Origin of the sequence: Aminobacter anthyllidis (genome assembly GCF_018555685.1) — a bacterium.
GTDB classification, from domain to species: Bacteria; Pseudomonadota; Alphaproteobacteria; order Rhizobiales; family Rhizobiaceae; genus Aminobacter; species Aminobacter anthyllidis.
Map to the genome: position 1 here is coordinate 751,550 of NZ_JAFLWW010000003.1, position 26,221 is coordinate 777,770.

Annotated in this window: 25 protein-coding genes; 11 read left to right on the forward strand and 14 right to left on the reverse strand. The window is 64.4% G+C overall.

Going from position 1 to position 26,221, the window contains the following annotated elements; all coding sequences use genetic code 11:
• Positions 1-50 precede the first annotated feature (50 nt).
• The 9 genes from J1C56_RS13275 to J1C56_RS13315 form a co-directional block, all read right to left on the reverse strand.
• Complete coding sequence (locus tag J1C56_RS13275) at positions 51-596, reverse strand: adenine phosphoribosyltransferase (RefSeq protein WP_214389837.1); 546 nt, start codon at positions 594-596, stop codon at positions 51-53.
• A gap of 142 nt (positions 597-738) precedes the next feature.
• Complete coding sequence (locus J1C56_RS13280) at positions 739-1,602, reverse strand: cytochrome c1 (protein ID WP_214389839.1); 864 nt, start codon at positions 1,600-1,602, stop codon at positions 739-741.
• 29 nt (positions 1,603-1,631) lie between these two features.
• Positions 1,632-2,933 (reverse strand): cytochrome b, encoded by a 1,302-nt coding sequence (locus J1C56_RS13285; RefSeq protein ID WP_214389841.1) that lies wholly within the window; start codon positions 2,931-2,933, stop codon positions 1,632-1,634.
• Between the two features lie 19 nt (positions 2,934-2,952).
• Complete coding sequence (petA, locus tag J1C56_RS13290; protein WP_214389843.1) at positions 2,953-3,516, reverse strand: ubiquinol-cytochrome c reductase iron-sulfur subunit; 564 nt, start codon at positions 3,514-3,516, stop codon at positions 2,953-2,955.
• A 322-nt stretch (positions 3,517-3,838) separates the two neighbouring features.
• Positions 3,839-4,150, reverse strand: coding sequence for a DUF6665 family protein (locus tag J1C56_RS13295; protein ID WP_214389845.1), 312 nt, complete (start codon positions 4,148-4,150; stop codon positions 3,839-3,841).
• Between the two features lie 9 nt (positions 4,151-4,159).
• Complete coding sequence (locus J1C56_RS13300) at positions 4,160-5,989, reverse strand: ABC transporter ATP-binding protein (RefSeq protein WP_214389847.1); 1,830 nt, start codon at positions 5,987-5,989, stop codon at positions 4,160-4,162.
• A 166-nt stretch (positions 5,990-6,155) separates the two neighbouring features.
• The gene (locus tag J1C56_RS13305) at positions 6,156-8,033 is read right to left on the reverse strand and encodes an ABC transporter ATP-binding protein (RefSeq protein ID WP_214389850.1); all 1,878 of its coding nucleotides are present in this window, start codon (positions 8,031-8,033) and stop codon (positions 6,156-6,158) included.
• 280 nt (positions 8,034-8,313) lie between these two features.
• Positions 8,314-10,194 (reverse strand): ABC transporter ATP-binding protein, encoded by a 1,881-nt coding sequence (locus tag J1C56_RS13310; RefSeq protein ID WP_214389852.1) that lies wholly within the window; start codon positions 10,192-10,194, stop codon positions 8,314-8,316.
• A 154-nt stretch (positions 10,195-10,348) separates the two neighbouring features.
• The gene (locus tag J1C56_RS13315; RefSeq protein ID WP_214389853.1) at positions 10,349-10,666 is read right to left on the reverse strand and encodes a hypothetical protein; all 318 of its coding nucleotides are present in this window, start codon (positions 10,664-10,666) and stop codon (positions 10,349-10,351) included.
• Between the two features lie 279 nt (positions 10,667-10,945).
• Here J1C56_RS13315 and J1C56_RS13320 point away from each other — a divergent pair, with 279 nt between their 5' ends.
• Positions 10,946-11,404 carry a tRNA (cytidine(34)-2'-O)-methyltransferase gene (locus J1C56_RS13320; RefSeq protein WP_214389855.1) on the forward strand — a complete coding sequence of 153 codons (459 nt, stop codon included), beginning with the start codon at positions 10,946-10,948 and terminating at the stop codon, positions 11,402-11,404.
• Between the two features lie 163 nt (positions 11,405-11,567).
• Positions 11,568-12,005, forward strand: a complete 438-nt coding sequence (gene soxR / locus J1C56_RS13325) for a redox-sensitive transcriptional activator SoxR (RefSeq protein WP_214389857.1) — start codon at positions 11,568-11,570, stop codon at positions 12,003-12,005.
• 49 nt (positions 12,006-12,054) lie between these two features.
• Here soxR and J1C56_RS13330 read toward each other — a convergent pair whose 3' ends face one another.
• Positions 12,055-12,828 carry a DUF4394 domain-containing protein gene (locus J1C56_RS13330; RefSeq protein ID WP_246591336.1) on the reverse strand — a complete coding sequence of 258 codons (774 nt, stop codon included), beginning with the start codon at positions 12,826-12,828 and terminating at the stop codon, positions 12,055-12,057.
• A 167-nt stretch (positions 12,829-12,995) separates the two neighbouring features.
• Between J1C56_RS13330 and J1C56_RS13335 the strand changes: the two genes are divergently transcribed.
• The gene (locus J1C56_RS13335; protein WP_214389859.1) at positions 12,996-13,547 is read left to right on the forward strand and encodes a sigma-70 family RNA polymerase sigma factor; all 552 of its coding nucleotides are present in this window, start codon (positions 12,996-12,998) and stop codon (positions 13,545-13,547) included.
• Positions 13,544-14,269 (forward strand): anti-sigma factor, encoded by a 726-nt coding sequence (locus tag J1C56_RS13340; protein WP_214389869.1) that lies wholly within the window; start codon positions 13,544-13,546, stop codon positions 14,267-14,269. The genes J1C56_RS13335 and J1C56_RS13340 overlap by 4 nt, the downstream gene beginning before the upstream one ends.
• Before the next feature lie 98 nt (positions 14,270-14,367).
• On the opposite strand, the gene J1C56_RS13345 is transcribed toward J1C56_RS13340, so the two are convergent.
• The gene (locus J1C56_RS13345) at positions 14,368-14,625 is read right to left on the reverse strand and encodes a hypothetical protein (RefSeq protein WP_214389879.1); all 258 of its coding nucleotides are present in this window, start codon (positions 14,623-14,625) and stop codon (positions 14,368-14,370) included.
• Between the two features lie 78 nt (positions 14,626-14,703).
• Between J1C56_RS13345 and hemF the strand changes: the two genes are divergently transcribed.
• From hemF to J1C56_RS13365, 4 genes are all read left to right on the forward strand, one after another.
• Positions 14,704-15,618, forward strand: a complete 915-nt coding sequence (gene hemF / locus J1C56_RS13350) for an oxygen-dependent coproporphyrinogen oxidase (RefSeq protein ID WP_214389881.1) — start codon at positions 14,704-14,706, stop codon at positions 15,616-15,618.
• Positions 15,619-15,740: 122 nt separating this feature from the next.
• Positions 15,741-17,606: a DEAD/DEAH box helicase gene (locus J1C56_RS13355; RefSeq protein ID WP_214389883.1), complete on the forward strand. Its 1,866-nt coding sequence runs from the start codon at positions 15,741-15,743 to the stop codon at positions 17,604-17,606.
• A gap of 276 nt (positions 17,607-17,882) precedes the next feature.
• Positions 17,883-18,143: a DUF1344 domain-containing protein gene (locus J1C56_RS13360; RefSeq protein ID WP_214389885.1), complete on the forward strand. Its 261-nt coding sequence runs from the start codon at positions 17,883-17,885 to the stop codon at positions 18,141-18,143.
• Between the two features lie 244 nt (positions 18,144-18,387).
• Positions 18,388-18,573, forward strand: coding sequence for a DUF1059 domain-containing protein (locus J1C56_RS13365; RefSeq protein ID WP_115731123.1), 186 nt, complete (start codon positions 18,388-18,390; stop codon positions 18,571-18,573).
• Positions 18,574-18,632: 59 nt separating this feature from the next.
• Here J1C56_RS13365 and J1C56_RS13370 read toward each other — a convergent pair whose 3' ends face one another.
• The 3 genes from J1C56_RS13370 to J1C56_RS13380 are packed head-to-tail and all read right to left on the reverse strand — an operon-like array spanning position 18,633 to position 21,162.
• Positions 18,633-19,889, reverse strand: a complete 1,257-nt coding sequence (locus J1C56_RS13370; RefSeq protein WP_214389887.1) for a CCA tRNA nucleotidyltransferase — start codon at positions 19,887-19,889, stop codon at positions 18,633-18,635.
• A complete protein-coding gene (locus J1C56_RS13375; RefSeq protein ID WP_214390283.1) occupies positions 19,886-20,518 on the reverse strand; it encodes a CoA pyrophosphatase in 633 nt (210 codons plus the stop codon). The genes J1C56_RS13370 and J1C56_RS13375 overlap by 4 nt, the downstream gene beginning before the upstream one ends.
• The gene (locus J1C56_RS13380; RefSeq protein WP_214390291.1) at positions 20,518-21,162 is read right to left on the reverse strand and encodes a DUF1285 domain-containing protein; all 645 of its coding nucleotides are present in this window, start codon (positions 21,160-21,162) and stop codon (positions 20,518-20,520) included. Before J1C56_RS13380 ends, J1C56_RS13375 begins: the two co-directional genes overlap by 1 nt.
• A 318-nt stretch (positions 21,163-21,480) precedes the next feature.
• Between J1C56_RS13380 and J1C56_RS13385 the strand changes: the two genes are divergently transcribed.
• Genes J1C56_RS13385 through J1C56_RS13395 form a run of 3 tightly spaced genes read left to right on the forward strand, consistent with a single transcriptional unit; the run spans position 21,481 to position 26,221 of the window.
• Positions 21,481-22,485 (forward strand): AAA family ATPase, encoded by a 1,005-nt coding sequence (locus J1C56_RS13385; RefSeq protein WP_214389889.1) that lies wholly within the window; start codon positions 21,481-21,483, stop codon positions 22,483-22,485.
• Positions 22,485-23,399 (forward strand): DUF58 domain-containing protein, encoded by a 915-nt coding sequence (locus J1C56_RS13390; protein ID WP_214389890.1) that lies wholly within the window; start codon positions 22,485-22,487, stop codon positions 23,397-23,399. Before J1C56_RS13385 ends, J1C56_RS13390 begins: the two co-directional genes overlap by 1 nt.
• Positions 23,396-26,221, forward strand: coding sequence for a DUF4159 domain-containing protein (locus tag J1C56_RS13395; RefSeq protein WP_214389892.1), 2,826 nt, complete (start codon positions 23,396-23,398; stop codon positions 26,219-26,221). The genes J1C56_RS13390 and J1C56_RS13395 overlap by 4 nt, the downstream gene beginning before the upstream one ends.

The window sequence follows — 26,221 nt, forward strand, 5'->3', positions numbered from 1 at the left end:
CCGCAAGGGCGTGGAGACATTCTCCACGCCAGCGCGGCCTCGGAGGCTCGTCAGTGGCCTTCGAAGGCGATCAGGGTGCGGACGTCGACGCCGAGCGCCTCGAGCTTCTTGCGGCCGCCAAGGTCGGGCAGGTCGACGATGAAGCAGGCGGCGACGATGTCGGCACCAATCTGGCGCAGCAGCTTGACCGCGGCTTCCGCGGTGCCGCCAGTGGCGATCAGGTCGTCGACGAGGATGACCTTCTCGCCGGCCGCAACCGCGTCCTTGTGCATCTCCATCTCGTCGAGCCCGTATTCAAGGCTGTAGGCGATGCGCACGGTCTCGTGCGGCAGCTTGCCCTTCTTGCGGATCGGCACGAAGCCGGCCGACATCTGGTGCGCGATGGCGCCGCCGAGGATGAAGCCGCGCGCCTCGATGCCGGCGACCTGGTCGATCTTGGCCCCGGCATAAGGATGGACGAGTTCGTCGATGGTGCGGCGGAAGGCGCGCGCATTGCCGAGCAGCGTGGTGATGTCGCGGAACATCACGCCCGGGCGTGGGTAGTCCGGAATGGTCCTGATAGCGCCGAGAAGCGTCTGTTCGAGCGAGGTATTCATCGGCGGGGGCTCCGTTGCCTACGGTGCTGCGCGGCCTCTTCCGGACGCTGCAGCACCATGCATTGGCAGTTTTGACGGTTCAGGCAGCAAAAGAAAAGGGCGCCTTGCGAGCGCCCTTCGATTTCGTATCGGCCAAGCCGGATCAGTGGGCGACGTTGGCCCAGACCTTGCGCTTGGTGGCGTAGACGAGGCCAGCAAACAGCACCAGGAAGATCATGACGGCAAAGCCGGTCTGCTTGCGCGCCTCGAGGTGCGGCTCGGCAGCCCACATCAGGAACGCCGAGACGTCCCTGGAATACTGCTCGACCGTCTCGGGCGAACCGTCCTCATAGGTCACCTGGCCGTCCGACAGCGGCTTGGCCATGGCCAGCGACTTGCCGCCGACGAAGAACGGGTTGTAGTGCGTGCCTTCGGCGATCTCCATGCCGGCCGGCGGCTGCTCGTCATAGCCGGTGAGCAGGGCGTGGATGTAGTCCGGGCCGTTCGACGCATACATGGTGAAGATGTCGAAGACGAAGGTCGGGAAGCCGCGTTCGACGCCGCGCGCCTTGGCGATCAGCGAGAAGTCGGGCGGAGCGGCGCCACCGTTGGCGGCAGCGGCGGCCGCCGAGTTCGGGAAAGGCGACGGGAAGTGATCGCCCGGCAGCGCCTTGCGGGTGAACATCTCGCCATCGCCGTTCGGGCCGTCCTGCACTTCGTACTCGGCGGCAAACGCCTTGACCTGAGCCTCGGAGTAACCGAGGTCCTCGAGCGTGCGGAACGCCACCAGGTTCATCGAGTGACAGGCCGAGCACACTTCCTTGTAGATCTTCAGGCCGCGCTGCAGCTGGCCCTTGTCGAAGGTGCCGAACGGGCCGGCGAAGGTCCAGTCCATTTCCTTCGGCTTGTGGATCGGGAAGTGTGTCGGCTCGGCAGCGTGGTTCGCTTCCTCTGCAGCGACCGCCACGCCGGCGGAGCCGACGAGGAGGAAGCCGATGACCGCCAGACCGTTGAGAATCTTTTTCATTCCAAAATCCCTTTCAGATTCTCGTTGGCTCAGCCGCGGGTTTCGGGCGCTGCGGTCGCACCAGCCGGATGAGCCGAACCCGACTTGTTCTTCTCGAGCACCGCTTCGGTGATCGAGTTGGGCAAGCGGCGGGGCGTCTCGATCAGGCCGAGAACCGGCATGATGACCAGGAAGAATGCGAAGTAGTAGAGCGTGGCCAGCTGCGACATGATCACGTAGGCACCTTCAGCGGGGCGCGAACCGAGCCAGCCGAGGAAGATCGCGTTGATGACGAAGAGCCAGAAGAACAGCTTGTACCAGGGACGGTAGACAGCCGAACGGACCTTCGAGGTGTCGAGCCACGGCACGACGAACAGCACCGCGATCGAACCGAACATGGCGAGCACGCCACCGAGTTTGGAGTCGATCGGCCCGATGTTGAACGTGATGGCGCGCAGGATCGCGTAGAACGGCAGGTAGTACCATTCCGGAACGATGTGCGCCGGGGTCTTCAGCGAGTCGGCCTGGATGTAGTTGTCGGGGTGGCCGAGGAAGTTCGGGATGTAGAAGATGAAGTAGGCGAACACGGCCAGGAACACGACCATGGCGAAACCATCCTTGATGGTCGCGTAGGGCGTGAAGGCGACGGTGTCGGTCTTCGACTTCACTTCGATGCCGGTCGGGTTGGTCTGGCCGGTGACATGCAGCGCCCAGACGTGCAGGACGACGACGCCGGCGATCATGAACGGCAGCAGGTAGTGCAGCGCAAAGAAGCGGTTCAGCGTCGGATTGTCGACGGCGAAGCCGCCGAGCAGCAGCTGCTGGACCCATTCGCCGACCAGCGGAATGGCGGTGAAGAAGCCGGTGATGACGGTCGCGCCCCAGAACGACATCTGACCCCAGGGCAGAACGTAGCCCATGAAGCCGGTTGCCATCATCAGCAGGTAGATGATGCAGCCGAGGATCCAGAGCAGCTCACGCGGCGCCTTGTAGGAGCCGTAGTAGAGACCGCGCATGATGTGGATGTAGACGGCGATGAAGAAGAACGACGCACCGTTGGAGTGCATGTAGCGGAGCAGCCAACCGGAGTTGACGTCGCGCATGATCTTTTCGACCGACTGGAAGGCCAGCGTGGTGTCGTTGGCATAGTGCATGGCCAGCACGACGCCGGTGAGTATCTGCGCCACCAGCATGATCGAGAGAATGCCGCCGAAGGTGTAGGCGTAATTCAGGTTGCGCGGAACCGGGTAGGAGACGAATGAATCGTGCACCAGCCGCGGCAGCGGCATGCGTGCGTCGATCCAGCGGCCGATGCCGGTCTTGGGCGAATAGGTCGAGTGTCCACCGCTCATGGAATTAAGTCCCCCTGCCTCAGCCTACCCGGATGGTCGTGTCGGAAATAAACTGGAAATTCGGAATATGAAGATTTTCCGGCGCCGGTCCTTTACGGATGCGGCCGGCCGTATCGTAGTGCGAGCCGTGGCACGGGCAGAACCAGCCACCGAAATCGCCCTGCTGGCCGAGCGGCACGCAGCCCAGATGGGTGCAGACGCCGACCATGACCAGCCAGTTTTCCTTGCCTTCGCCGGCGGTGCGATCGATGTCGGTCGCCTGGGCGTCGGAAGAGATGTTGGCGTTGCGCGCGACCGGATCCTTGAGATCGGCCATCGGCACTTCCTGGGCTGCCTTGATCTCTTCGGGCGTGCGGTTGCGGATGAACACCGGCTTGCCGCGCCACTTGACGGTCAGCGACATGCCCGGCGTCAGCGACGAGACGTCAACCTCGATCGAGGATGCGGCGAGCGTCGATGCGTCCGGGCGCATCTGGTCGATGAAGGGCCAGGCCACGGCGGCGGCGCCGACTGCTCCGGCCATGCCGGTGGCGACGTAGAGAAAATCGCGGCGATTGGGCTCGCTCGTATCGGTTGCGCTCACGGGACCTGATCCTTTTGCCTCAATTCCAACCGGAGGCTGAGCAATTGTCCCCGCTCATGGATGCAAGCCCGACAGCGCATGGCAACCAGGCTAGCGAATTCCTCCGGCATTTGGACTTCGGTTTATGCGTGAAGGCCGTTTTTGTCCAGACGCGACTAGGCACATGGGCAGATTGTCGCGGGGATGACGCGAAGCGGTGGAAAACCTCCCGGAAACAGCGGCCTCCGGCGGGTTTGCGGGTAGTTGAGCGGCCCCTGACATGAGCGCGCTTTTGCTTCCGCGGCACGGGCTGCCCTTGCGCCGGAAAAACATCGCCAAAGGCTCAGCTCGCGCCGAGTCGCGCCAGCACCTCGCGCGGAATGGCGTAGTCGCGGATGGCGTCGTCATGCTTGCGCAGGCCGCACAGTTCGCGCTGGATGAAATAGGCGTAGACGGCCTCGGTCGCCGCCTTGAGCAACACCCGGCGCTGATCGGCGTCGCCGTGATGGGCGTTGAGCCTGGCGAGTGCCTCGCCGGCACGATCACCGGAGCGACCAAGGGCGGCGGCTTTTTCGGCCAGCAGCTCGTATTCGAGCACATTGAGCGTCTGCTCGGAACGGTTCGACAGGATGGAGGGCGGGCGAACGGACGACATCGGACGATCCTACTCCGCCGCGAGCCGATCGGCCAGGAAACCACCGGACTGGCGCTTCCACAATTGTGCGTAGAGCCCGCCCTTGGCGATCAGCGCGTCGTGGCTGCCTTCCTCGACGATGCGGCCCTCGTCGAGCACGATCAGCCGGTCCAGGGCTGCGATCGTCGACAGGCGGTGGGCGATGGCGATGACGGTCTTGCCCTCCATCAACCTGTCGAGATTGTCCTGGATCGCCGCCTCGACTTCCGAGTCGAGCGCCGAGGTCGCCTCGTCGAGGATCAGGATCGGCGCGTCCTTGAGCATCATGCGGGCGATCGCCACGCGCTGGCGCTGGCCGCCCGACAGCTTGACGCCGCGCTCGCCGACATGGGCGTCGTAGCCCCGCCGGCCGCGCGGATCGGCGACGTCGACGATCTCGGCCTGCGACGCCCCCGCCCGGCCGTAGCCGATATTGTCGGAGATAGAGCGGTGCATCAGCATCGCATCCTGGCTGACGACGCCGAACTGGGCACGCAGCGACGCCTGGGTGATGTCGCGCACGTCGCGGCCGTCGATCATGATGCGGCCCTGCTCGACGTCGAACAGGCGCAACGCGAGGTTGACGATGGTTGTCTTGCCGGCACCGGAGGGACCGACGAGCGCGACGCGCTCGCCGGGGCGGATGTGCAAATTGAGGTTTTCGATGACACCGCTGCCCTTGCCGTAGTGGAAGGAGACGTTGTCGAACAGGATGTCGCCGCTAGCGCGCGGCAGGACAGTGGCATTCTCGGCGTCGCGGATCGCCGGGCGAACCGAAATGGTGCGGGTGGCGTCCTGGATGGTGGCGTAGTTGCGGACGAGGCCGTTGATGTTGAACATCATCCAGCCCGACATCTGGTTGAGCCGGAAGACGAGGCCAAGGGCGGCGGCGATCGCCCCGGTGGAGATTTCGCCGCGCGACCAGCTCAGGATGCAGATGCCAGCGACCGCCGCCATCATCGCGCCGTTGATCAGCGCCACTGCCGAACGCACCGTGGTGATCGACCGGGTCAACCTGAACACTGCGCCGAGATAGCTTTCGAGCCCGTCGCGGACATAGGCGTGCTCGCGCCGGCCGCTGTCGAACAGCTTCACCGCCATGATGTTGGTGAAGGCGTCGACGAGGCGGCCGTTGAAGATAGAGCGCTGGTCGGCGGTGGCGCGGCCGGCCCGGCGCATCTCCGGCAACAGGTAATAGATGATCGCGGCATAACCGGCGAACCAGGCAAGCACCACGACCCCCATCAGCGGGTCGAGCGAGACCAGGATGGTCAGCGACAACAGCACGAAGGTGAGGAAGGCCCACATCGTCTGCAGCACATTGACGATGAAGTCGCCGACGGCCTCGCCGCCCTGCACGATCTTGGTGGCGATGCGGCCGGCGAAATCGTTCTGGTAGAAATCGTAGGGCTGCTCGATGACCCGCCGGAACGCCTGCCAGCGCACCATGGAGAAGAAGCCGGGCACCACGACCTGCTGCTCGACGATGGCCGAGCCGATGATGATGACGGCGCGGACGACGAGGATCAGCACCAGCAGGCCGGCGAGTTCGGGCCAATGATCGGCGAACAGCCGCTGCGGACTGGTGGCATCGAGCAGGTCGATGAGCCAGCCGACCGACCAGTAGAGCGCGGCATCGATGGCACCGGCGAGGAAGCCGCTGATCAGAAGCAGCGCGAACGGCCCCTTCGCCTGCCGGGCGAAGTAGAGAATGAAGGCCCAGGCGCTCTCGGGCAGGACTTCGCGGTCGGTGTCCTGGAACGGGTCGATGGCGCCTTCGAAGCGCTGCCAGAACTTTTGCTGGAAGGGTTCGGGGCTCATTGGGGCACCCCAAAATTGAGATGAGGGCGCTGCCCCTCACCCTTACCCTCTCCCCGTGAAGGACGGGGAGAGGGAGGTTTCGGCGTTGCCGCTTGTCCCTTCTCCCCGTCCTTCACGGGGAGAAGGTGCCGGCAGGCGGATGAGGGGCGGATTTCGTGAGCGAACATCACGCCGGCCTCGATTCGTCGAGAACGCCGTCCTCGTGGAACAGGAAGCCGCCGGACTGGCGCTTCCAGAGCCGGGCATAGAGGCCGTCGAGCGCCAGCAGCTCGTCATGCGTGCCTTGTTCGGCGATGCCGCCCTTGTCGAGCACGATCAGCCGGTCGAGCGCGGCGATCGTCGACAGGCGGTGGGCGATGGCGAGCACGGTCTTGTCCTGCATCAGCGCCTGCAGGTTTTGCTGGATCGCCGCCTCGATGTCGGAATCGAGCGCCGAGGTCGCCTCGTCGAGGATCAGGATCGGCGCGTCCTTGAGGAAGACGCGCGCGATCGCCACGCGCTGGCGCTGGCCGCCCGACAGCTTGACGCCGCGTTCGCCGACGAATGCGTCATAGCCCTGGCGCCCGCGATTGTCCGCCAGCGTCTGGATGAAGTCGTGCGCCTCGGCCTTGCGCGCCGCCGCAATGACCTCGTCGTCCGTGGCATCGGGCTTGCCGAGCTTGATGTTGTCGCGCAGCGAGCGGTGAAACAGCGCGGTGTCCTGGCTGACCACGCCGATCGAGCCGCGCAGCGAATTCTGGGTGACGGCCGAGATGTCCTGGCCGTCGATCAGGATGCGGCCGCCTTCGAGGTCGTATAGGCGCAGGATCAGGTTGGCGAGCGTGGTCTTGCCGGCACCAGAGGGGCCGACGATGCCGACCTTTTCGCCAGGCTTGACCACAAGCTCGATGCTGTCGAGCACGCCACCGCCCTTGCCATAGTGGAAGACCACCTTGTCGGCATGGATTTCGCCGCCCTTGACCACCAGTTCGGCGGCACCTGGCCTGTCGGTCAGGCCGAGCGGCTGGGAGATCAGCGCCTTGGAATTTTCCAGCACGCCGAGATTTCGCAGGATGCCATTGAGCTGCATCATCAGCCGGCCAAGCAGCATGTTGAGCCGCAAAACGAGGCTGAGCGTGAAGGCGACGGCGCCGACTGATATCGCACCCTCGATCCACAGATGGATCGAATACCAAGCAATGGCCGTGATCATGACGCCCGACAGTGCCGTCAGCGCCAGGCGCACGCCGGTGAGGCGGCGCGTGAACGGCCTGAGCGCATCGAGATAGATGTTGAATCCGGAGCGGATGTAGCGGTCGTCGCCATCGGCGGCGAACAGCTTCAGCGTCTGCACGTTGGAATAGGAATCGACGATGCGCCCGTTGATCATCGAACCCGCTTCGGCGGTCGCCTCGGCATGCTTGCGGATCGACGGCAGGTAGTGGTTGGCGAGGAAGCCGAAGGCGACGATCCATACGACCACCAGTGCTGCCAACCGCCAGTCGAGCCCGGCGACCACGGCGAGCGTGGTGATGGTGTAGACCAGCATGAACCACACCACCTCGATGAAGCTCTCCATCAGGTCGCCGGTCGCCTGCCCCGCCTGCCAGACCTTGGTGGCGATGCGGCCGGCGAAGTCGTTCTGGAAGAAGGAATAGGACTGGCGCGAGACGTGGCGATGCGCCTGCCAGCGCACGAGGTTGTAGAAGCCGGGTGTGATCGTCTGTTCGTCGACGAGGGCTGAAAGCCCGACGATCAGCGTGCGCACGACGAGCACGACGACCGCCATGAACAGCACTTCGGGGCCGGCGACGTCCCACAGGGCCTGCCAGCTGCGCTCGGTCGGCAGGCCGTCGAGAATGTCGACGAGGCGGCCGACGAAATAGAAAAGCCCCGCTTCGACCAGCGGGGCGATGCCGCCGATGACCAGCATGGCGAAGAAGGCGAATTTGGCCTGGCCGACATAATGCCAGATGAAGCCCCAGACGGTGGCGGGGGGCCGGAGATTCTCGGGCTCGCGGAAGGGATAGACCCAGCTTTCGAACCATTTGTAGATTCTGTTCATCAGCACTCTGGGCTATCCGGCGGCAACGACTCACTATTTTCGGATCGAAGCATTTCGAAGGCAACGTCCTAGCGCCAAGTCTTCTCCCGCTGCACTCGTTCGTGAACAGAAGTGCCGCAGAAGTCCCCCTCCCCCTTGTGGGGAGGGGTTAGGGGTGGGGGTCTTCGGGCGCCCACGAACCCTCTGGACGTACATGCAACGAATCGGTCGAAGACAACCCCCACCCTATATCCCTCCCCACAAGGGGGAGGGAGGGCGTCGTCGTCTCGCCCCGACGCCCCTACTCCGCCGCCTGGCCTTTGGCCTCGGCGTCGTTGGCCGCTTCGCCGGCGACGTCGTCGAGCAGGAAGCCGCCGGACTGGCGCTGCCACAGCGAGGCATAGATGCCACCCTTGGCGACCAGTTCGTCGTGGCTGCCCTGTTCGACGATGCGGCCCTTGTCCATGACCACCAGCCGGTCCATCGCCGCGATTGTCGAGAGCCGGTGGGCGATGGCGATGACGGTCTTGCCTTCCATCAGACGGTAGAGGTTTTCCTGGATCGCGGCTTCGACTTCCGAGTCGAGCGCGGACGTCGCCTCGTCGAGGATCAGGATCGGCGCGTCCTTGAGCATGACACGCGCGATGGCGATGCGCTGGCGCTGGCCGCCTGACAGCTTGACGCCACGCTCGCCAACATGCGCCTCGAAGCCCTTGCGGCCCTTGGGATCGGACAAGGCTCCAACGAAGTCGAGCGCTTCGGCCCGTCGCGCGGCCTCTATCATCATCTCTTCGGTGGCGTCGGGACGGCCGTAGAGAATGTTGTCGGCGACCGAACGGTGCAGCAGCGAGGTGTCCTGCGTGACCATGCCGATATGGGCGCGCAGGCTGTCTTGCTGGACAGTCGAAATGTCCTGCCCATCGATGACGATGCGCCCGCCCTCGATGTCGTAGAAGCGCAGCAGAAGGTTGACCAGTGTCGACTTGCCCGCGCCTGAGCGGCCGACGATGCCGACCTTTTCGCCTGGGCGAACCTTGAGCGTGAGGTCCTCGATGACGCCTTTCTTCTTGCCGTAGTGGAAGCGCACGTTGTCGAAGGCGATCTCGCCCTTGTCTACGACGATCTCCTTGGCGTTGGGCTTGTCTTCGACCAGGCGCGGCATCGAAATCGAGGTGATGCCATCCTGGACGGTGCCGATGCTCTCGAACAGGCCCGAGACCTCCCACATGATCCATTGCGACATGCCCCAGAGCCGGAGCACAAGGCCGAGCACGACCGCGACCGCGCCGATGGAGACCGCACCATTGAGCCACAGCGAGATCGACAGGATGCCGACCGACAGCAACAGCGACGAGTTGAGCAAGTAAAGGACGCCGTAGAGCGAGGTCACCAGCCGCATCGACCGGTAGACGGTCTCCATGAACAGCGACATGCCTTCCCTGGCAAACGACGCCTCGCGGCGCGAATGCGAGAATAGCTTGACCGTCTGGATGTTGGTGTAGCTGTCGACGACGCGGCCGGTCATGGTCGAGCGCGCGTCGGCCTGCTCTTCGGCGACCTTGCCCAGGCGTGGCACGAAATAGCGCAGCAGCGCCACATACATGACGAGCCAGACGATCAGGGGTGCGGCGAGGCGCAGGTCGGCAGAGCCGACGATGATCAGCACGCCGAGGAAATAGACGATGACATAGTTGAGCACGTCGATCAGCTTGACCACGCATTCGCGCACGGCGAGCGCGGTCTGCATCAGCTTGGTGGCGATGCGGCCGGCGAACTCGTCCTGGTAGAAGCTCATCGATTGCTTGAGCAAATAGCGGTGCACCTGCCAGCGGATGCGCATGGGATAGTTGCCCATCAGCGTCTGCTGGTTGACCAGCGACTGCAGCACCACCATGCCCGGCAGGACGACCATGACGATGAACGCCATGCCGGCGAGCTTCCAGCCTTCGTTTTGCAGGAAGGTCTCGCGGTTCTGGTTCGACAGCCAGTCGACGATGTTGCCGAGGAAACCAAACATCCACACTTCGGCGAGCGCGATCAGCGACGTCAGCACGGCGGCGATGACGATGTAGGTCCACGCACCCTTGGTGTAGTGCAGGCAAAACGCGACGAGCGTCTTCGGCGGCTCGACCGGTTCCTCCACGGGGAACGGATTCAGTCTGCTTTCAAACCAGCGGAACATTTCAGTCTCTCAGTTCAGTATGCGGCACGCAGCGAATTCCGCGTGGGGCGTATCTTGGAGGGCCACTGGCACGGCCATTATTCGCCGGATCATCGTCGTGGAGCCGCGGCGGAGCCCTCGGAATGTAGGGGACCGCTGAGGATTCGGCGAATCCTCAGCGGTTGCCTCCTGACATCGTTCTGGCAGCAGGCCTCGCCGCACCCGACCGGCCGGCAAGCCGGCCGATCAGGGCTTTGATGCGGCCGAACAGCGGCCGGTAGCTGGGGTCGACGACGACATTGCTCATGTCGACGTCGGGCAGCATGCCGCGATGCAGACGCTGCCGAACCGGCGGGTTCGCCTTGGGCTGATGCGCGCCGAGCGCCAGCATCATGGCATGGTGCCTGGCGTCGGCTATGTCGTTGCGGTGAACGAAAAATACAGAGTCGTGGTCGTTACGGGCATTGTGCCCGTTGGGGATGTTGACAAACATCGGAATTGTCCTTCGAAAACCGGATAAGGGCTTCTGCGGACCGAGATGCGAAAATGCCTGGTGATGTCAGGTAAGGTCGTCGAACCGGTCCGCCCTAGGCGGTACGTCGCCCACAGGTGGGGCGGTGAATGTCAAGCAGCATCATGTACCCCTCCATCGGTTCGAGTTGACAATGATGGCCGTATACGCCCATTCGCGGCCCAACGCTACCGCCTCATCTTCACTTTTTGCTTTGGCACGACTTGCTGTTGCTTTGCCGCCACAGATTAGGATATCGACATGGATCAGCGTCTGCGCATCGCGCTCTACCAGCCAGACATCGCCGGCAACACCGGCACCATCCTGCGCATGGCGGCTTGCCTCGGCATCGCCGTCGACCTGATCGAGCCCGCCGGCTTCGACATTTCCGACCGGGCGCTCAAACGCGCCGGAATGGACTATCTCGAAATGGCGGCCCTGACCCGGCATGTCGACTTCGACCGCTTCGAGGACTGGCGCAAGAGTGAAGGCCGCCGCCTCGTGCTTTTGTCGACCAAAGCCGCCCTGCCCTATACGGATTTCCGCTTCGAAGCCGGCGACATCGTCATGCTCGGCCGCGAATCGGCCGGGGTTCCGGATCACGTCCACGATCTCGCCTTCGAGCGGCTGATCATCCCGATGCCCGGCGGCGGGCGCAGCCTCAATGTCGCGCTCAGCGCGGCGATGGTGGCCGGCGAGGCGATTCGCCAGCTCGGCTGACAGGGCGGCGACCATGCGCAGCAGCGCTGTGGCGAAACAGCCTCCCTGCGGGCTGGTGTTCCAGTCGGTTGCAGCTGTTTTCGCCATGTCGTCATCCTTCCTTGCACGGTGAAGGATATCCTCGTACAACCTCAACTAATATTGAGGTCAAGCGGGAATTTTCATGGCCAGCGAACTGACTGTCGGCGAAGTCGCCAAGCGCAGCGGCGTTGCCGTCTCGGCGCTGCATTTCTACGAGACGCGCGGGCTGATCCACAGCCACCGCACGGCCGGCAACCAGCGCCGCTACGCCCGCGACGTGCTGAGGCGGGTGGCGGTGATCAGGATCGCCCAGGACGTCGGCATCTCGCTTGCCGACATCGCCGCCGCCTTCGCCGCCCTGCCCGACGGCCGCACGCCGACGCGCGAGGATTGGAGTCTGCTTTCAACGGGTTGGCGCCACGACCTCGATCACCGCATCGAACAATTGAAGAAGCTGCGCGACGGCCTGACCGACTGCATCGGCTGCGGCTGCATGTCGATCGACAAGTGCCCGTTGCGCAACCGCGAGGACCGGCTGGCGCGCCAGGGTCCGGGACCGAGGCGGCTGCTGGTGGAGTGAAACGGCCGACCCGGGGCGCTGCCGTCCCGGGTCGGTACTGTTCGATGCGTCAGCGCAGGATGGCAAGGTCGCGCAGGCCAGCATCGAGGCCCTCGGCCGCCTTTTCAGCTGCACCGCTCTCCATGCTGACCTTGTAGAGCATTCCGCCTGTGGCCAGCCACGCGGTGTTGGCGCCATCTTCCGACGTCTGGATGTCGAAGCCGACGGCGTCGCCGGGCTCGATGCCGAGCTTGCCGATCGTCTTCAGCGTACCGTCATTCGGCTTGGTCTGCTGCAAGAACAGCCCGCCGGCGTGGATGTCGTACATCGCCGTTTTTTCGGGCTTGCCGAAGGAATTGGTATAGGCGGTGGCAATGATCTCGGTCGGCATCTCGGCGCTCGCATCGCCAGCCTCGAAGGCGAGCTTGCCGTCTTCGGTTACCGCGCCGGTCGCGGGATCGGCACGCAGATTGGTGCCGTCGGACGCAATGACGCGCAGCTTGTCGGCTGCCGGGTTGAAGTCGACGCTGACCTTGGCGCCCTCGGGCGGCAGCTTGGACAGCTTCGACACCGCCGTAGCCGCACCGGTGTCGAGGTTGATGGTGACCAGCGAGCCGTCGCCGGCAAGGCCATAGACCATGTTATCGGACGATCGCAGGTCGATTCCATGGAGCTTGTCGACCCCGGTCACCTCGATCTTCCTGGCCTCGCCCGGCTTGTCGGTGTCGAACCAGATCAAGGTCTTGTCGCCGGAAAGGCCAAGCGCCGGAGCAGCCACTGCCGCTGCGGAAAAGCCGGCGAGCATTGTGCCGGCAAGGGCGATATGCAGTGCGATGCGGTTCATGTCGATCTCCTTCTCGTTGGTCGGTGAGCGCTGGTGATTTCGCGTCGCTCGCCGGCCTTACCCGCGGGATCGGGTTCTGGATGCAGGACGCCGCAAATTTCTCAGAAGGGCTTGCATCCCCTGATGCATCCGGCGTGTATCATTGCAAATGGACGAGAAGGGACCGCATGTCGGCTGTCGAACAAGGCGACCAATTCTGTAACGGCCTGATGCTTCGGGTCGCAAGCGGCGACCGCGAGGCGCTCGGCGACCTTTTCGCCAGCGAGGCCGGCATGCTGATCGCCATCGCCCGCCGCATCCTGCGCCGCAAGGATCTCGCCGAGGAAGCAGTGCAGGAAGGCTTCATCGCCGCCTGGAAGCATGCGCCGCGCTTCGATCCGGCGCGCGGCAGCGCCCGCGCCTGGCTGACCACCATCGTCCGCAACCGCGCGCTCAACATGCTGCGTGACGGCCAGCGCCTCCGTCTGACAGGTGACGACATGGCCAGGCACGGCGAAAGCGACAGCGGCGCCGACGCGGCCTTCGAGGCTCTCGACGAGGCCGACGCGCTCAAGCATTGCCTGAGCCAGTTGGACGAGGCGCGGCGCAGGTCGATCCTGCTGGCCTATGTGCTGGGCTACACACATGGCGAGATCGCAGCGAAGCTGAACGCGCCCCTGGGCACCGTCAAAGCCTGGATTCGCCGCGGCGTCATCGCCTTGCAGGAGTGCCTGTCATGAGCAGCGACAGCGAACGCCTTGCCCACGCCGGCGACTATGTGCTCGGTCTGCTGGATGACGACGCGCGCGCCGAAGCGGAGCGCGAGATGGAGCGCGACCCGGAATTTGCCGAGACCGTGCGACGGCTCGCCGAGCGCATGTCCAGCCTCGACCACACCGCGAAGCCCGCCGAGGTGCCTGCCGGCATGTGGGGCGAAATCCTGGGCAAGATCTCAACGCTGCGGCAGGACCAGAACGAAGCTTCGCCGCCGGAACAAAGCGCTGCCAATCAGAACAGCGCGACGCAGGCGCCCCCCTGGCGCAAACTGGCTCTGGCAGCCTCGCTCGCGGCCGCGTTCGGCCTCGGCTATGCCGGCGGCTTCGTCATGAAGGCGACGCCGGAGCCGGTTGTGCTCGTGGTGCTGCAGACGCCCGACAACACCACGGGGGCGGTGTTCGAGGCCTTTGCCGACAACAGCGTCAAAATCATCCCGCTTGCCGATTTCGAGGTGCCGCAGGACAAGATCATGCAGGTGTGGACGCTCTACGACACTGCGGTCGGCCCGGTTTCGCTGGGCACGCTGTCCAGCGCCGAGGTGACCACGCTGAAGGGCCAGGCGCTGCCTGTGCCCGCGACCGACCAGCTCTACGAGATCACGCTCGAACCCCGCCCCGGCTCGCCGACCGGCAAGCCGACGGGACCGATCCTGGTCAAGGGATTTGCAAAACGGCCGGCTGGTTAGCCAGGGCACCGAAGGCTGTTTTTGAATCTTGTAGCAATGGCTTGCAGCCGCCAGCTGCGGTTGCGCGGCAGCCCGACTCAGTCTCGGTTTAGAGAAGATCAGTCCGATGTCGGCAGGCGGCGGATGGTGAATTCGATGACGTCGCCTGGGCGCTCGAACCAGCTTTCGATCTCGGTCCAGTAGGCCTGCTTGGGCCAGCGCGAAAACCACTCCTGCGCCTTGAGCCGTGCGTCGTTGCGCGGCAAAACGAAGGTCTCGCGCAGGAACCCGTCGCGGGGTCTGCTTTCACGTTCAGCCCGGCTGCGCTGAAGCCTTTTTGCGAGGTCATCCAGCGGCGGTCTGGTCGGGGTGCCCATAAAGAACTCCTTGACCCTTACGAGAAGGAGATTAGGGATCGCGCCGGACAATTACGAGTCATTTGTGCGGAGCTTAAATTGCAGCGTCCCGAAATTCCGGCCGGACTGCCGGCCGACATCGAAGACAAGAAGATGCGCGCCCGCGCCTGGTTCGAGGAACTGCGCGACCGCATCTGCCTCGCCTTCGAGGCGCTGGAAGACCAGGTCGAGGGGCCGCTGGCGTCATGGGCGCCGGGCCGTTTCGAGCGCACGCCGTGGCAGCGCGACGAAGGCAAGGGCGGCGGCGGCATCATGTCTATGATGCATGGCCGGGTGTTCGAGAAGGTCGGCGTCCACACCTCGACGGTGCATGGCGAGTTCTCGCCCGAGTTCCGCAAGCAGATGCCGGGTGCCGAGGAAGACCCGCGTTTCTGGGCTTCCGGCATTTCGCTGATCGCCCATCCGCAAAACCCGAACGTGCCGGCCGTGCACATGAACACGCGAATGGTGGCAACCTCGCGCTGGTGGTTTGGCGGCGGCGCGGACCTGACGCCGGTGCTCGACCGCAGGCGCAGCCAGGAAGACGCCGACACGGTCGCCTTCCACAAGGCAATGCAGTTTGCCTGCTCCAAGCATGCCGGCGTCGCCGACCACCAGAGATACAAGGACTGGTGCGACGAGTATTTCTTCCTGCCGCACCGCAACGAGCCGCGCGGCACCGGCGGCATCTTCTTCGACTGGCAGCATTCGCCGGAGGAAAAGGGCGGCTGGGACGCCGACTTCCGATTCGTCCAGGACGTCGGCCGCGCCTTCCTCGTCACCTACCAGCATCTGGTGCGGCAGAACTTCAACACCAACTGGACCGACGGCGACCGCGACGAACAGCTGGTCCGCCGAGGCCGTTACGTCGAGTTCAACCTGCTTTACGACCGCGGCACGATCTTCGGGCTGAAGACCGGCGGCAACATCGCCTCGATCCTGTCGAGCATGCCGCCCGAAGTCAGGTGGCCCTGACAGCGGCGCATGGCTGCCCTGCCCGCCGTTGCATTGACGCGCGGGCAGCAAACCTTTAGAGAGCCCGCTTTCCTTGGCCCTCGTCCTGTAGTGACGGGCCTTGCTCTCATTGGAAGATTTTTGTGACGATTTTCGACAACATGGTTCCGGCGCTGGCCGGGGCGCTCGCCGCGCGTGGCTACGAAACGCTGACCCCGGTGCAGACTTCAGTACTGGCTCCCGAGGCTGAAGGCGTCGACCTTCTGGTCTCGGCGCAGACCGGCTCGGGCAAGACGGTGGCCTTCGGCATCGCGATCGCGCCAACGCTGCTTGACGGCCGCGAGCGCTTCGACCGCGCCGGCGCCCCAAGCGCGATGATCATCGCGCCGACCCGCGAACTCGCCATCCAGGTGCGCCGCGAGTTCGAATGGCTTTATGCCGGAACCGGCGCCCGCATCGCATCGTGCGTCGGCGGCATGGACATGAGCAAGGAACGCCGCGCGCTCAACGACGGTGCCGACATCGTGGTCGGTACGCCGGGCCGCCTGCGCGATCATATCACCCGCGGCTCGCTCGATATTTCGGGCCTCCGCGCCGTCGTCCTCGACGAGGCCGACGAGATGCTCGACCTCGGCTTCCGCGAGGATCTCGAATTCATCCTGGCGGCAGCGCCGCAAGAGCGCCGCACACTGCTGTTTTCGGCCACAGTGCCGCCGCAGATCGCCCAGCTGGCGAAGCGCTTCCAGCGCAACGCACTGCGCATCACCGCAGCCGGCGAAAGCCGCCAGCACGACGACATCGAATACCGCATGGTTCTTGTCGCGCCGCCGGAGCGCGAGAACGCCATCATCAACACGCTGCTTTATTTCGACGCCCAGAGCACGATGGTGTTCTGCGCGACGCGCGAAGCGGTCAAGCACTTCTCGGCGCGACTTGCCAATCGCGGCTTTGCCGTGGTGGCGCTGTCGGGCGAACTGAGCCAGGCCGAGCGCAACAACGCGCTGCAGGCGATGCGTGACGGCCGTGCGCGGGTTTGCGTTGCGACCGACGTTGCCGCTCGCGGCATCGACCTGCCGAACCTGGACCTCGTCATCCACGCGGACCTGCCGACCAACCCGGACACGCTGCTTCACCGCTCGGGCCGTACCGGCCGCGCCGGTCGCAAGGGCGTCTGCGTCCTGATCGTGCCGTTCCACCGCCGTGGCAGCGCGACCCGCCTGCTCAAGCTGGCGAAGCTCGAGGCAACGACGCAGTCAGCACCCGGACCGGCCGAGATCGACGCCCGCAACCGCGAGCGCATGCTGGCCGAACTCAACGACATCGAGGCGGCTGGCGAGGACGAAGCGGCGATCGTCGCCGAGGTCCTGGCCGCGCATTCGCCCGAGACGCTGGCGCTCGCCTGGCTGCGCCAGCAGATGGCGTCACGGCCGGCGGCCGAAGAGCTTTCGGACCGCCCGATCCCGGCCTTCGATGCCGCCAAGGCCGAGCGTCCGGACAATCGCTTTACCGACGGTGTCTGGTTCTCCGTTTCGGTCGGCCGCAAGCAGCGCGCCGAGCCGCGCTGGCTTTTGCCGCTGCTGTGCAAGGCCGGTCATGTGACCAAGACCGAGATCGGCTCGATCCGCATCTTCGACACGGAATCACATTTCGAAATCGTGGCCAAGCGCGCCGACAACTACGCCCGGACCGTCGAACAGAACGGCTCTGGCGAAAAGGGCGTCGACATCAAGCGGCTGGCAGGCGCACCTGGCGGCGGCGACAGCGCAGGCAAGCCGAAGAAGCAGCATCGCAAGGGCCAGTACGACCCTTCCGACAAGCCGCCCTTCAAGAAGAAGGCCTTCGAAAAGAAGCCCTACGAGAAGAAGCCGTACGAAAAGCGTTCCGGCGACAAGCCGGCCTTCGACAAACCCGCTTACGCCAAGCCGGCCTATGACAAGCCCGCCTACGACAAGCCAGCGGGCACCGGGGCGCCAAAGAAGTACAAGCCGAAGAAGAAATTCGGCGAGTAACCGCAAGCCTCTTGTTGGGTCTTACTTTTTCGTAAGATTCGCGCTTGCCACATTCGGCGCCACAAAGAGAAAATTTGGCGTCGAATATGGCTAAGTCACCGTCTGGAAATATGTTTTTCGTCTAATATGCCCCAACACAGGCCCCGCTATTTCTAGCGCCGGGGCCGGGAAACGCCGGCGGTTCGATCTCATCGACCGCGACGCGACGTGACCGGACGGCCCTTCATCAGGCGGGACCATCCGTTTTGGACGCCCGCATTCGTCGGAGAGCATGCCATGCGCAAGCTTCTTGTTCCGGCAGCCGCAGCTGCCATTTTCGCAACCTCTGCCGTCGCCTTCGCCGCCGTCCAGCATACCGACGGGACGATCAAGACGTTCGACGCCAAGGCGATGAGCCTGACCCTCAACGACGGCACGGCCTTCGTGCTGTCCAAGAAGTTCAAGGACCCTGGCCTCAAGGCAGGCGAAAAGGTCTCGGTCATGTGGGACATGAGCGGAACGAACAAGGTGGCAGAATCCGTGAAGATCGTGAAATAGCGCCTCAGCCGCGCGCTGCAAAAAGGGCGGAACACGAGGTTCCGCCCTTTTTCATTGATGCGGCGCGCGAGCCAGTGGAATCATTTTTTCAACGCGCGGCGGCAATGCACTGACAAAGCGGGGCTTTTTCGCGGAAGCGCGGCCGGGCCATGTCAAACTGCCGGCTGGCCTACCACCAGGGGCAACCAATCGCCCGATTGCGTGTTATAGTGCACCCCCGAACGGACGAGGAAGGAGACATCCGATGAAGGAATTTCAATGCGGGTCGCTTGTCCCCGGCTGCCAGTGGCATACCCGCCACGAGGACGAAGCTGAAATCATTCGCCGCGTGGCCGAGCATATGCGCGAAACGCACGGCGAAACCATCATCCGCGAAACGATGATCGAAGCGATTCGCTCGCGCATCGAAAAGGTCCGCGACGCGGCTTGACTTCTGGATCTTGCGCATGGTGCTTTCCGAAAATCGACACCGATTTTCGGGCCTGTGCGTCAGGCTTTCAGCCTTTCAGCGCCGCGCTCGAGCAGCGCGTCGCGTGCCAGCGAAAAACCGCTGTCGACCCACTCCCCCTCCAGAGACTTGAGCAAGGAACCGAGCGCGACACCCTCGACGCCGAGCGGAGCAAGGTCGCCGCCGCGCAGGGGAAAATCGGGTTTTTGCCATTTGCCGGTGAAGGAAAGCAGGCGGAAATAGCCGCCCGCCTCGATCAGCGCCTTGTCGTCCTGCTCGGCCCTGCCCCGCGCCGAGGCGAGATCGAGCCGCAGGCGGTCGGCGATGGCTTCGACATTGCCGCGATAAAGCCGCTTGGCTAGTTCACCCTCGGTGACGACAGGCTCGACCTTGGCTGTTGCCGCCCACTGGACCAGCCTGTCGGTCTCGGCATTGGAAAGCCTGAGCCGCTCGCCGAGCGTTTTCATGCGCGCCGCGTCCGGCGGCACGATCGATTCGAGCCGCAACAGCGGATCGGCTTTCCAGCCGAGATCGTTCTCCGCCCGTACCAGCGCGTGGATGGCATCGATGCCCCACTTCTCGCTCTCGGGCAGTGCCGCCGTCAGAACGCCGGACTGGCGCATCCACAACAGCGCGCGCGACGGATCGGGCGCGCCAAGCAGCCGCTTCAGCTCCGACCAGACACGCTCGGCGGACAGCCGCGCGATGCCGTCCTTGAGCCGGGCGCTGGCCTTCAGCCCTTCGGCATCCGGACGGCCCTTGCCGTACCAGGCGAAGAAGCGGAAAAAGCGCAGGATGCGCAGGTAGTCCTCGCGGATGCGGGTCTCGGCATCGCCGATGAAGCGCAGCGTGCGGCTTTCGAGATCGGCAAGCCCGCCGACGAGGTCGATCACGCTGCCGTCGGCCAGGGCGTAAAGCGCGTTGATGGTGAAGTCGCGCCGTTCGGCGTCGAGCTTCCAGTCGCTGCCGAAGACGACCTTGGCGCGGCGGCCGTCGGTCTCGACATCGGCGCGCAATGTGGTGACCTCGAACGGCTTGCCGCCTGATATGACCGTGATGGTGCCATGCTCGGCGCCGGTGGGCACGGTCTTGAACCCGGCCGCTTCAGCGCGGCGTACGGTCTCGTCAGGCAGGTTGGTGGTGGCGATGTCGACATCGGCGACAGGCTCGCCGAGCAGCGCGTTGCGCACGGCACCGCCGGCGATACGCGCTTCCCCGCCATCGGCATTCAGCGCGGCAAGCAACTGCTGCAGCTGCGGGTCGTTCAGCCAGGTGGCTCCTGATATCGTGGCGCTCATGTGTAGAGCCTTTCATAGAGCGCGCGGATGATGCCAGCGGTGACACCCCAGATGTAGCGCTCCTCATAGGGCATGGCGTAGAAGAAGCGCTCCTGGTCCTGCCAGGTTCGGCTGGCGCGATCGTGATTGGCCGGGTCCATCAGGAAACCGAGCGGCACCTCGAAGACATCGTCGACCTCGCCCTCGTTGGGCGTGAGCTGAAAACCGGGGCGGACGATGCCGAGCACCGGCGCGATGCGGTAGCCGCTGCCCGTGACATAGTCGGGCAAGCGCCCGATAATTTCGATGTAGTCGGAGGTTATGCCGATCTCCTCGACTGTTTCGCGCAGCGCTGCAGCCTCGGGCGAAACGTCGGTCGGGTCGATGCGCCCGCCGGGAAAGGCGATCTGGCCGGAATGGCTTTTCAGCTTCTCGGCGCGCTTGGTCAGGATGACTGTCGAGGCATCGCCATGGTCGACCACCGGGATCAGCACCGCAGCGTCGCGCAGCCGGTCGTGCACGAACAACTCGCGCATGTCGGGGTTGAGCACGTGGTCGCCATAATCGGCGGCGGCATCGTTGAGATGCTCCTGTGCTGCGCGCTGGCGGAAATCCTGCGCCGAATAATGCGCTGTCGGGGCATGAACCATCACACGCTCAACCGCTCCAGCCTGTCCCAGGGCATCACGGGGTAGACCTCGCCGTTGGAACGCACGGCAAACATGTCCTTGCCATCGATCTCGATGCGTTCGCCAATTTCAGCGAGCTCGTACATGACAGGGCGCGCGACAAGCGCCTCAAGGCGCCCGCGGACGAGCAGATAAGGCTTGAGGCCGCCGGTCTCGGGTTCGTCGACGAAACGCAGAGGATGCTCGGGTCCGGCTTCTACGACATCGCCGACATTGGTGCGGAAGGTCAAAACCTGTTCGGTGCCCTCGCCCGTGACGTTCATCTCGACCGCAACGAAATGCGCGTCGACGACGCGGATGCCGACCTTTTCCACCGGGGTGATCAGGTAGGTCTTGCCGTCTTCGTCCTTGCGCAGGACCGTCGAAAACAGCTGCACCAGCGGCATGCGGCCGATCGGCGTGCCCAAATAGAACCAGGTTCCGTCGGGACGGATTTCCATATCGAGATCGCCGCAGAAATCGGGATTCCAGCGCTCGACCGGTGGCAGCCCCTTGCCGGCACGGGCGGCGCGCGAAATCAGCGCCTCGAGGCCGGCCGCGTCGCCGGCGCGGGTGAGCCCAAGGTCAGTTGTCGCCTCGCGGCTATGGTCAAGGTCGCCAGTCATGGTCACGAAATAGTCACTGTTGTTGCGCTTGTCAGCATAGGCAAGTGATTTAAGTTCAATGCCATGACCTCGCAAAGGTGCGGGCATGGAGATCGCGACGCCCGGGATCGTTTGACCTCTGGGGATTGGGCGGCAGGCACGACGTCCACACGGACGACGCACCGGACCAAGAGGCAAATAATCCTTGTAGATTGACGAAGCGGCCCCCTGTTCTGATGGACGAGAGAGGCACGCTGTAGCATTTTGAGTGAGCGCATCGGCGGTCCGGGAATCGGTTTCGATTTCGGGGCCCCGCGCCAGAAGAAGGATCCGGCCCGCATGAGCGTGATGATCAAGGAAACGGCGATGAGCGAGAGCGAGATGATCGCCGCAGCCGAACGTGCGCTTGCCGACATCGCCAAGATCCGCGCCGGCGTCGGCCGCGTCATCTTCGGCCAGGAAAGCGTCGTCGAACGCACGCTGGTGGCGCTATTGGCCGGCGGCCATGCGTTGCTGGTCGGCGTGCCCGGCCTTGCCAAGACCAAGCTGGTCGAAACGCTCGGCATCGTGCTCGGCCTCGACTCGCGCCGCATCCAGTTCACCCCAGACCTGATGCCATCAGACATCCTCGGCTCCGAGGTGATGGAGCAGGACGAACAGGGCAAGCGCTCCTTCCGCTTCATCTCAGGGCCGATCTTCGCGCAATTGCTGATGGCCGACGAGATCAACCGCGCAAGCCCGCGCACCCAGTCGGCGTTGCTGCAGGCGATGCAGGAATATCATGTGACTGTCGCCGGCGAGCGCCACGACCTTCCCGCCCCCTTCCATGTGCTGGCAACCCAGAACCCGCTCGAGCAGGAAGGCACTTATCCACTGCCGGAAGCCCAGCTCGACCGCTTCCTGATGCAGGTCGACATCCTCTATCCCGAGCTCGAAGCGGAGCGGCGCATCCTGCTGGAAACCACCGGCATCGAGGACGCAAAAGCCCAGAACGTGCTCGACCCCGAGCGACTGAAGGACATCCAGCACCTGATCCGGCGCATGCCTGTACCCGAAACCGTCGTCGAGGCGATCCTCAAGCTGGTGCGCTCGGCGCGACCCGGCCAGGGCCACGCCGAGACCGACAAGCACGTCTCCTGGGGTCCCGGCCCGCGCGCCAGCCAGGCGCTGACGCTGTGTGCCAGGGCGCGCGCGCTCTATGACGGGCGGCTCGCACCATCGATCGACGACATCCGCGCGCTGGCGGAACCGGTGCTGCAACACCGCATGGCACTGAGCTTTGCCGCCCGTGCCGAAGGCATGACGGTCCGCGACGTGGTGGCGCGGCTGGTCAAGGACATCTGATGGCGCGCATCGGCGAGGCATCGGCACCGGTTGCGACCAGCGATGCGCTTGCGCGCGGCAGGCTGCGCGCCTCGCTGGTGCCTGACCTTCTGGTCGAGGCCCGCCGCATCGTAAGCACTGTCATCGCCGGCTGGCATGGCCGCAAGAAGCGCGGCATCGGCGAGAATTTCTGGCAGTTCCGGCCCTACGTCCAGGGCGAGGCTATGGCCCGCATCGACTGGCGCCGCTCGGCCCGTGACGACCACACTTACGTGCGCGACCGCGAATGGGAAGCCGCCCACACTGTCTGGCTGTGGGCGGACCTTTCGCCGTCGATGCTGTTCAAGTCGAAGAGCGCGACTGTGTCGAAGGAATCGCGCGCGCTGGTGCTGGCATTCGCGCTGGCCGAGCTTTTGTCGCGCAGCGGCGAGCGTATCGCCTGGCCGGGACTGACCGATCCGTTCAGCGCCCGCAACGGCGCCGAGCGCCTGGCCTCGCATCTCGCGCAAGCCGTTTCGCTGCCGGCGAAGCCTGATCTTTCCGGCATCCGCCGCTTTTCCGACATCGTCATCATCGGCGACTTCCTCGACCCGGTCGAAGAAACGATGGCCTGGCTCGATACGCTGGCCCGCCATGGCGCGCGCGCGCATCTGATCGAGGTCGCCGACCCGGCCGAAGAAAGTTTTCCTTATGCCGGCCGCACCGAATTCACCGATCCTGAAACCGGTGAAAAGCTGACCGCCGGACGCGCCGAACAATTGTCGGAAGCCTATCGCAACCTCTATGCGGCGCGGCGCGAGGAACTGGCAGCCTGGTGCAAGCGGCTGGGCTGGAGCTACACCGTCAACCATACCGACCGCCTCGCCTCGGACGCGCTGGTGCATGTGCACATGGCATTGACCGCCGAAGGCCACGGACCGGGAGGGCGCCGATGAGCTGGCTGCCGCTTTCGTTCGGATTTCCTGTCGTGCTGTGGGGACTTTTGGCGCTGCCCGTCATCTGGTGGCTGCTCAGGCTGACCCCGCCCAAGCCGCAGGCCGAGATCTTTCCGCCACTGAAGATCCTGGCGCGGGTGTTCAAGAAGGAAGAGATGCCGCACCAGAGCCCGTGGTGGCTAACGCTGCTGCGCCTGTTGATGGCGGCACTGGTGGTGCTGGCGCTGGCCGAGCCGATCTTCAACCCCCGCGAAAAGCTCTCCACCAGCGAAGCGGCACTGGCGATGGTCATCGACAACGGATGGACAAGTGCGCCCGACTGGAGCCTTCGGGTTGCGACCGCCGAGCGCCTGATCAAGGACGCCGAAGTCAACGAAGCTCCCATCCTGCTGGCTTTTACCGCGGAAAAACCCAACACGCAGATAGGCCCCTATAGCGCAAGAGAAGCGCGCGAGCGGCTCAATGCCATCAAGCCCCGGCCTGTGCCCACCGATCGGCCAGCGGTCTACGCCCGCGTCGCCAACACGCTCAAGGAATTGCCCGGAGCGACGATCGCCATTCTCACGGACGGCCTGGCGGCAAAGGACGACCAGACGTCGTTTGCAACGTTGCTGGGCCAGAACCCACGCAACGTGGTGTGGGTGCAGCCGACGCGGCTCGATACCATCGCGCTTGCATCCGCCGACAATGAAGTCGACCGTTTCACGATCACTGCTGTTCGCGCACCCTCGAACCCCGCGCCCGCCTATCTGACCGCCGGGGTGTTTGACGACAAGGCGCGCAGGATCGGCGACGCGGCGATCACATTCCGCCCCGGCGAGGCGCGAGCGACCGGAGAGATCATCGTGCCGTTCGAGTTGCGCAACGACTTCTCCTGGATCGCGCTTGACGGACAGGGCCATGCTGGCGCCATGCGCGTGCTCGACGAGAACGCCAAGCGCCGCAGAGTTGGTCTGCTTTCGCAAACGCCGGTCGATCAATCGCGGTTATTGCTGTCGCCGCTGTATTACATCAAACGTGCGCTCGAGCCTTTCGCGGATATGGTGGAACCGGCAAGCCCCGATCTGATCGAGGCCGTGCCGGACCTTCTGGCGCAAAAGCCCGCCGTCATCGTCATGGGCGACGTTGGAACGCTTCCCGAGAGCGTTCGCGCACCTCTGATCAAATGGATGGACGAAGGCGGCACGCTTGTTCGCTTCGCCAGTTCAAGGCTGATTACGGCGGGCAACGATCCCGATTTGCTTCCGGTCAGCCTGAGGCTTGGGGAACGCCTGCTCGGCGGCTCCTTGTCGTGGACGGAACCGCAACCCGTGGCGCAGTTCCCTTCGACAGGGCCGTTTGCCGATCTTCCCGCCCCTTCCGAAGTGACCGTCAGCAGGCAGGTTCTTGCCGAGCCGACACCGGATCTCGTCGACAAGACCTGGGCTGTCCTGGCCGACGGGACCCCGCTCGTCACTGCAGACAGGCGCGGCAAGGGCATGGTGGTTCTGTTCCATATTGCGCCACAGGCGACTTGGTCGAACTTGCCGATTTCGGGCAGTTTCGTCGAAATGCTGCGCCGGATCGTGCAGCTGTCGAGAAATCAGGGCGCCTCTGGAGCGCGCGCCGAGTCGCCCGTGGCCACGCTCGCGCCATACCGGATGATCGGCGCGGACGGCTATCTCGCGCCCCCGGACGGCGACACGAAGCCACTGCAGGTTGGTGGCGGCCATGTGCCGGCGATCACCCTCGACAATCCCCCGGGAATGTACGGCTCCGAGGAAGGCGTATTCGCCCATAATTTGCTGGAGAGCGATGCCGTGCTCGATCCGCTGCAGCGGCCGCAGATATCGGTCCCGGTGATGTCTGAACGTTACGCGCTAGACGAGTCGCGCGATATGAAAGCGCCCCTGCTTGCGGTCGCAGCGGCCCTGCTTTTTGTCGATGGCCTGATCGTGCTGTGGCTGGGGGGAATGTTCAACAGGCGACGTCGGGCCACACAGGCGGCGACGGCCGCCATGGTCGCGTTGATCGTGGCATCTTCGCTCTTGATGTTCATGCCAGTCGCCTCGGCCCAGGATTCCAAGCCAGGCGACATCCAGGCGATCGACGCCATCTCCAAAACCCGGATTGCCTATGTGCTGACCGGCGAAGCGTCGATCGATGCGATCAGCCGGGCCGGCATCACCGGGCTGACCAAGTTCCTGGTCGAAAAGACAGCGCTCGAGCCGGGCGAGCCGGCCGGCGTCGATATCGCCAAGGATGAGCTCGCCTTCTACCCGCTGATCTACTGGCCGATCGATCCGGCAGCACCGATGCCGAGCGAGGCGGCGATTGCCCGCATCGACGAATATATGAAGGAAGGCGGAACCGTGCTGTTCGACACGCGCGACCAATTCGCCAATGGCATCGGCACGGATTCGGCGAGCCCGGCCACCGAACGGCTGCGCGACATTCTTGGCAATCTCAATGTTCCGCCGCTGGAGCCGGTGCCGGCCGATCATGTGCTGACCAAGGCCTTCTTCATCCTTCCCGAGTTTCCCGGCCGCTTCAATGGCAGCCCGCTGTGGGTCGAGGCGTCGCTGGATGCAGAAAACACCGACAACCGTCCGGTGCGCACCGGCGACGGCGTCACTCCGATCATGATCACCGCCAACGATCTTGCCGGAGCCTGGGCCATCGACGAGAATGGCGACCCGATGCTGCCGACAGTGCCATCGGATCCGATGCAGCGGGTCTATGCGCTGCGCGCCGGCGTAAACATCATCATGTACATGCTGACCGGCAACTACAAATCCGACCAGGTGCACGTGCCTGCGCTACTCGAACGGCTGGGGCAGTAG

Excerpts from the sequence above, each read along its gene's own strand:
- J1C56_RS13275 (WP_214389837.1), bottom strand. The coding sequence starts at position 596 with ATGAATACCTCGCTCGAACAGACGCTTCTCGGCGCTATCAGGACCATT.
- J1C56_RS13280 (WP_214389839.1), bottom strand. The coding sequence starts at position 1,602 with ATGAAAAAGATTCTCAACGGTCTGGCGGTCATCGGCTTCCTCCTCGTC.
- J1C56_RS13285 (WP_214389841.1), bottom strand. The coding sequence starts at position 2,933 with ATGAGCGGTGGACACTCGACCTATTCGCCCAAGACCGGCATCGGCCGC.
- J1C56_RS13295 (WP_214389845.1), bottom strand. The coding sequence starts at position 4,150 with ATGTCGTCCGTTCGCCCGCCCTCCATCCTGTCGAACCGTTCCGAGCAG.
- J1C56_RS13300 (WP_214389847.1), bottom strand. The coding sequence starts at position 5,989 with ATGAGCCCCGAACCCTTCCAGCAAAAGTTCTGGCAGCGCTTCGAAGGC.
- J1C56_RS13305 (WP_214389850.1), bottom strand. The coding sequence starts at position 8,033 with ATGAACAGAATCTACAAATGGTTCGAAAGCTGGGTCTATCCCTTCCGC.
- J1C56_RS13310 (WP_214389852.1), bottom strand. The coding sequence starts at position 10,194 with ATGTTCCGCTGGTTTGAAAGCAGACTGAATCCGTTCCCCGTGGAGGAA.
- J1C56_RS13315 (WP_214389853.1), bottom strand. The coding sequence starts at position 10,666 with ATGTTTGTCAACATCCCCAACGGGCACAATGCCCGTAACGACCACGAC.
- J1C56_RS13320 (WP_214389855.1), top strand. The coding sequence starts at position 10,946 with ATGGATCAGCGTCTGCGCATCGCGCTCTACCAGCCAGACATCGCCGGC.
- soxR (WP_214389857.1), top strand. The coding sequence starts at position 11,568 with ATGGCCAGCGAACTGACTGTCGGCGAAGTCGCCAAGCGCAGCGGCGTT.
- J1C56_RS13330 (WP_246591336.1), bottom strand. The coding sequence starts at position 12,828 with ATGAACCGCATCGCACTGCATATCGCCCTTGCCGGCACAATGCTCGCC.
- J1C56_RS13335 (WP_214389859.1), top strand. The coding sequence starts at position 12,996 with ATGTCGGCTGTCGAACAAGGCGACCAATTCTGTAACGGCCTGATGCTT.
- J1C56_RS13340 (WP_214389869.1), top strand. The coding sequence starts at position 13,544 with ATGAGCAGCGACAGCGAACGCCTTGCCCACGCCGGCGACTATGTGCTC.
- J1C56_RS13345 (WP_214389879.1), bottom strand. The coding sequence starts at position 14,625 with ATGGGCACCCCGACCAGACCGCCGCTGGATGACCTCGCAAAAAGGCTT.
- J1C56_RS13360 (WP_214389885.1), top strand. The coding sequence starts at position 17,883 with ATGCGCAAGCTTCTTGTTCCGGCAGCCGCAGCTGCCATTTTCGCAACC.
- J1C56_RS13365 (WP_115731123.1), top strand. The coding sequence starts at position 18,388 with ATGAAGGAATTTCAATGCGGGTCGCTTGTCCCCGGCTGCCAGTGGCAT.
- J1C56_RS13370 (WP_214389887.1), bottom strand. The coding sequence starts at position 19,889 with ATGAGCGCCACGATATCAGGAGCCACCTGGCTGAACGACCCGCAGCTG.
- J1C56_RS13375 (WP_214390283.1), bottom strand. The coding sequence starts at position 20,518 with ATGGTTCATGCCCCGACAGCGCATTATTCGGCGCAGGATTTCCGCCAG.
- J1C56_RS13380 (WP_214390291.1), bottom strand. The coding sequence starts at position 21,162 with ATGACTGGCGACCTTGACCATAGCCGCGAGGCGACAACTGACCTTGGG.
- J1C56_RS13385 (WP_214389889.1), top strand. The coding sequence starts at position 21,481 with ATGAGCGTGATGATCAAGGAAACGGCGATGAGCGAGAGCGAGATGATC.
- J1C56_RS13390 (WP_214389890.1), top strand. The coding sequence starts at position 22,485 with ATGGCGCGCATCGGCGAGGCATCGGCACCGGTTGCGACCAGCGATGCG.
- J1C56_RS13395 (WP_214389892.1), top strand. The coding sequence starts at position 23,396 with ATGAGCTGGCTGCCGCTTTCGTTCGGATTTCCTGTCGTGCTGTGGGGA.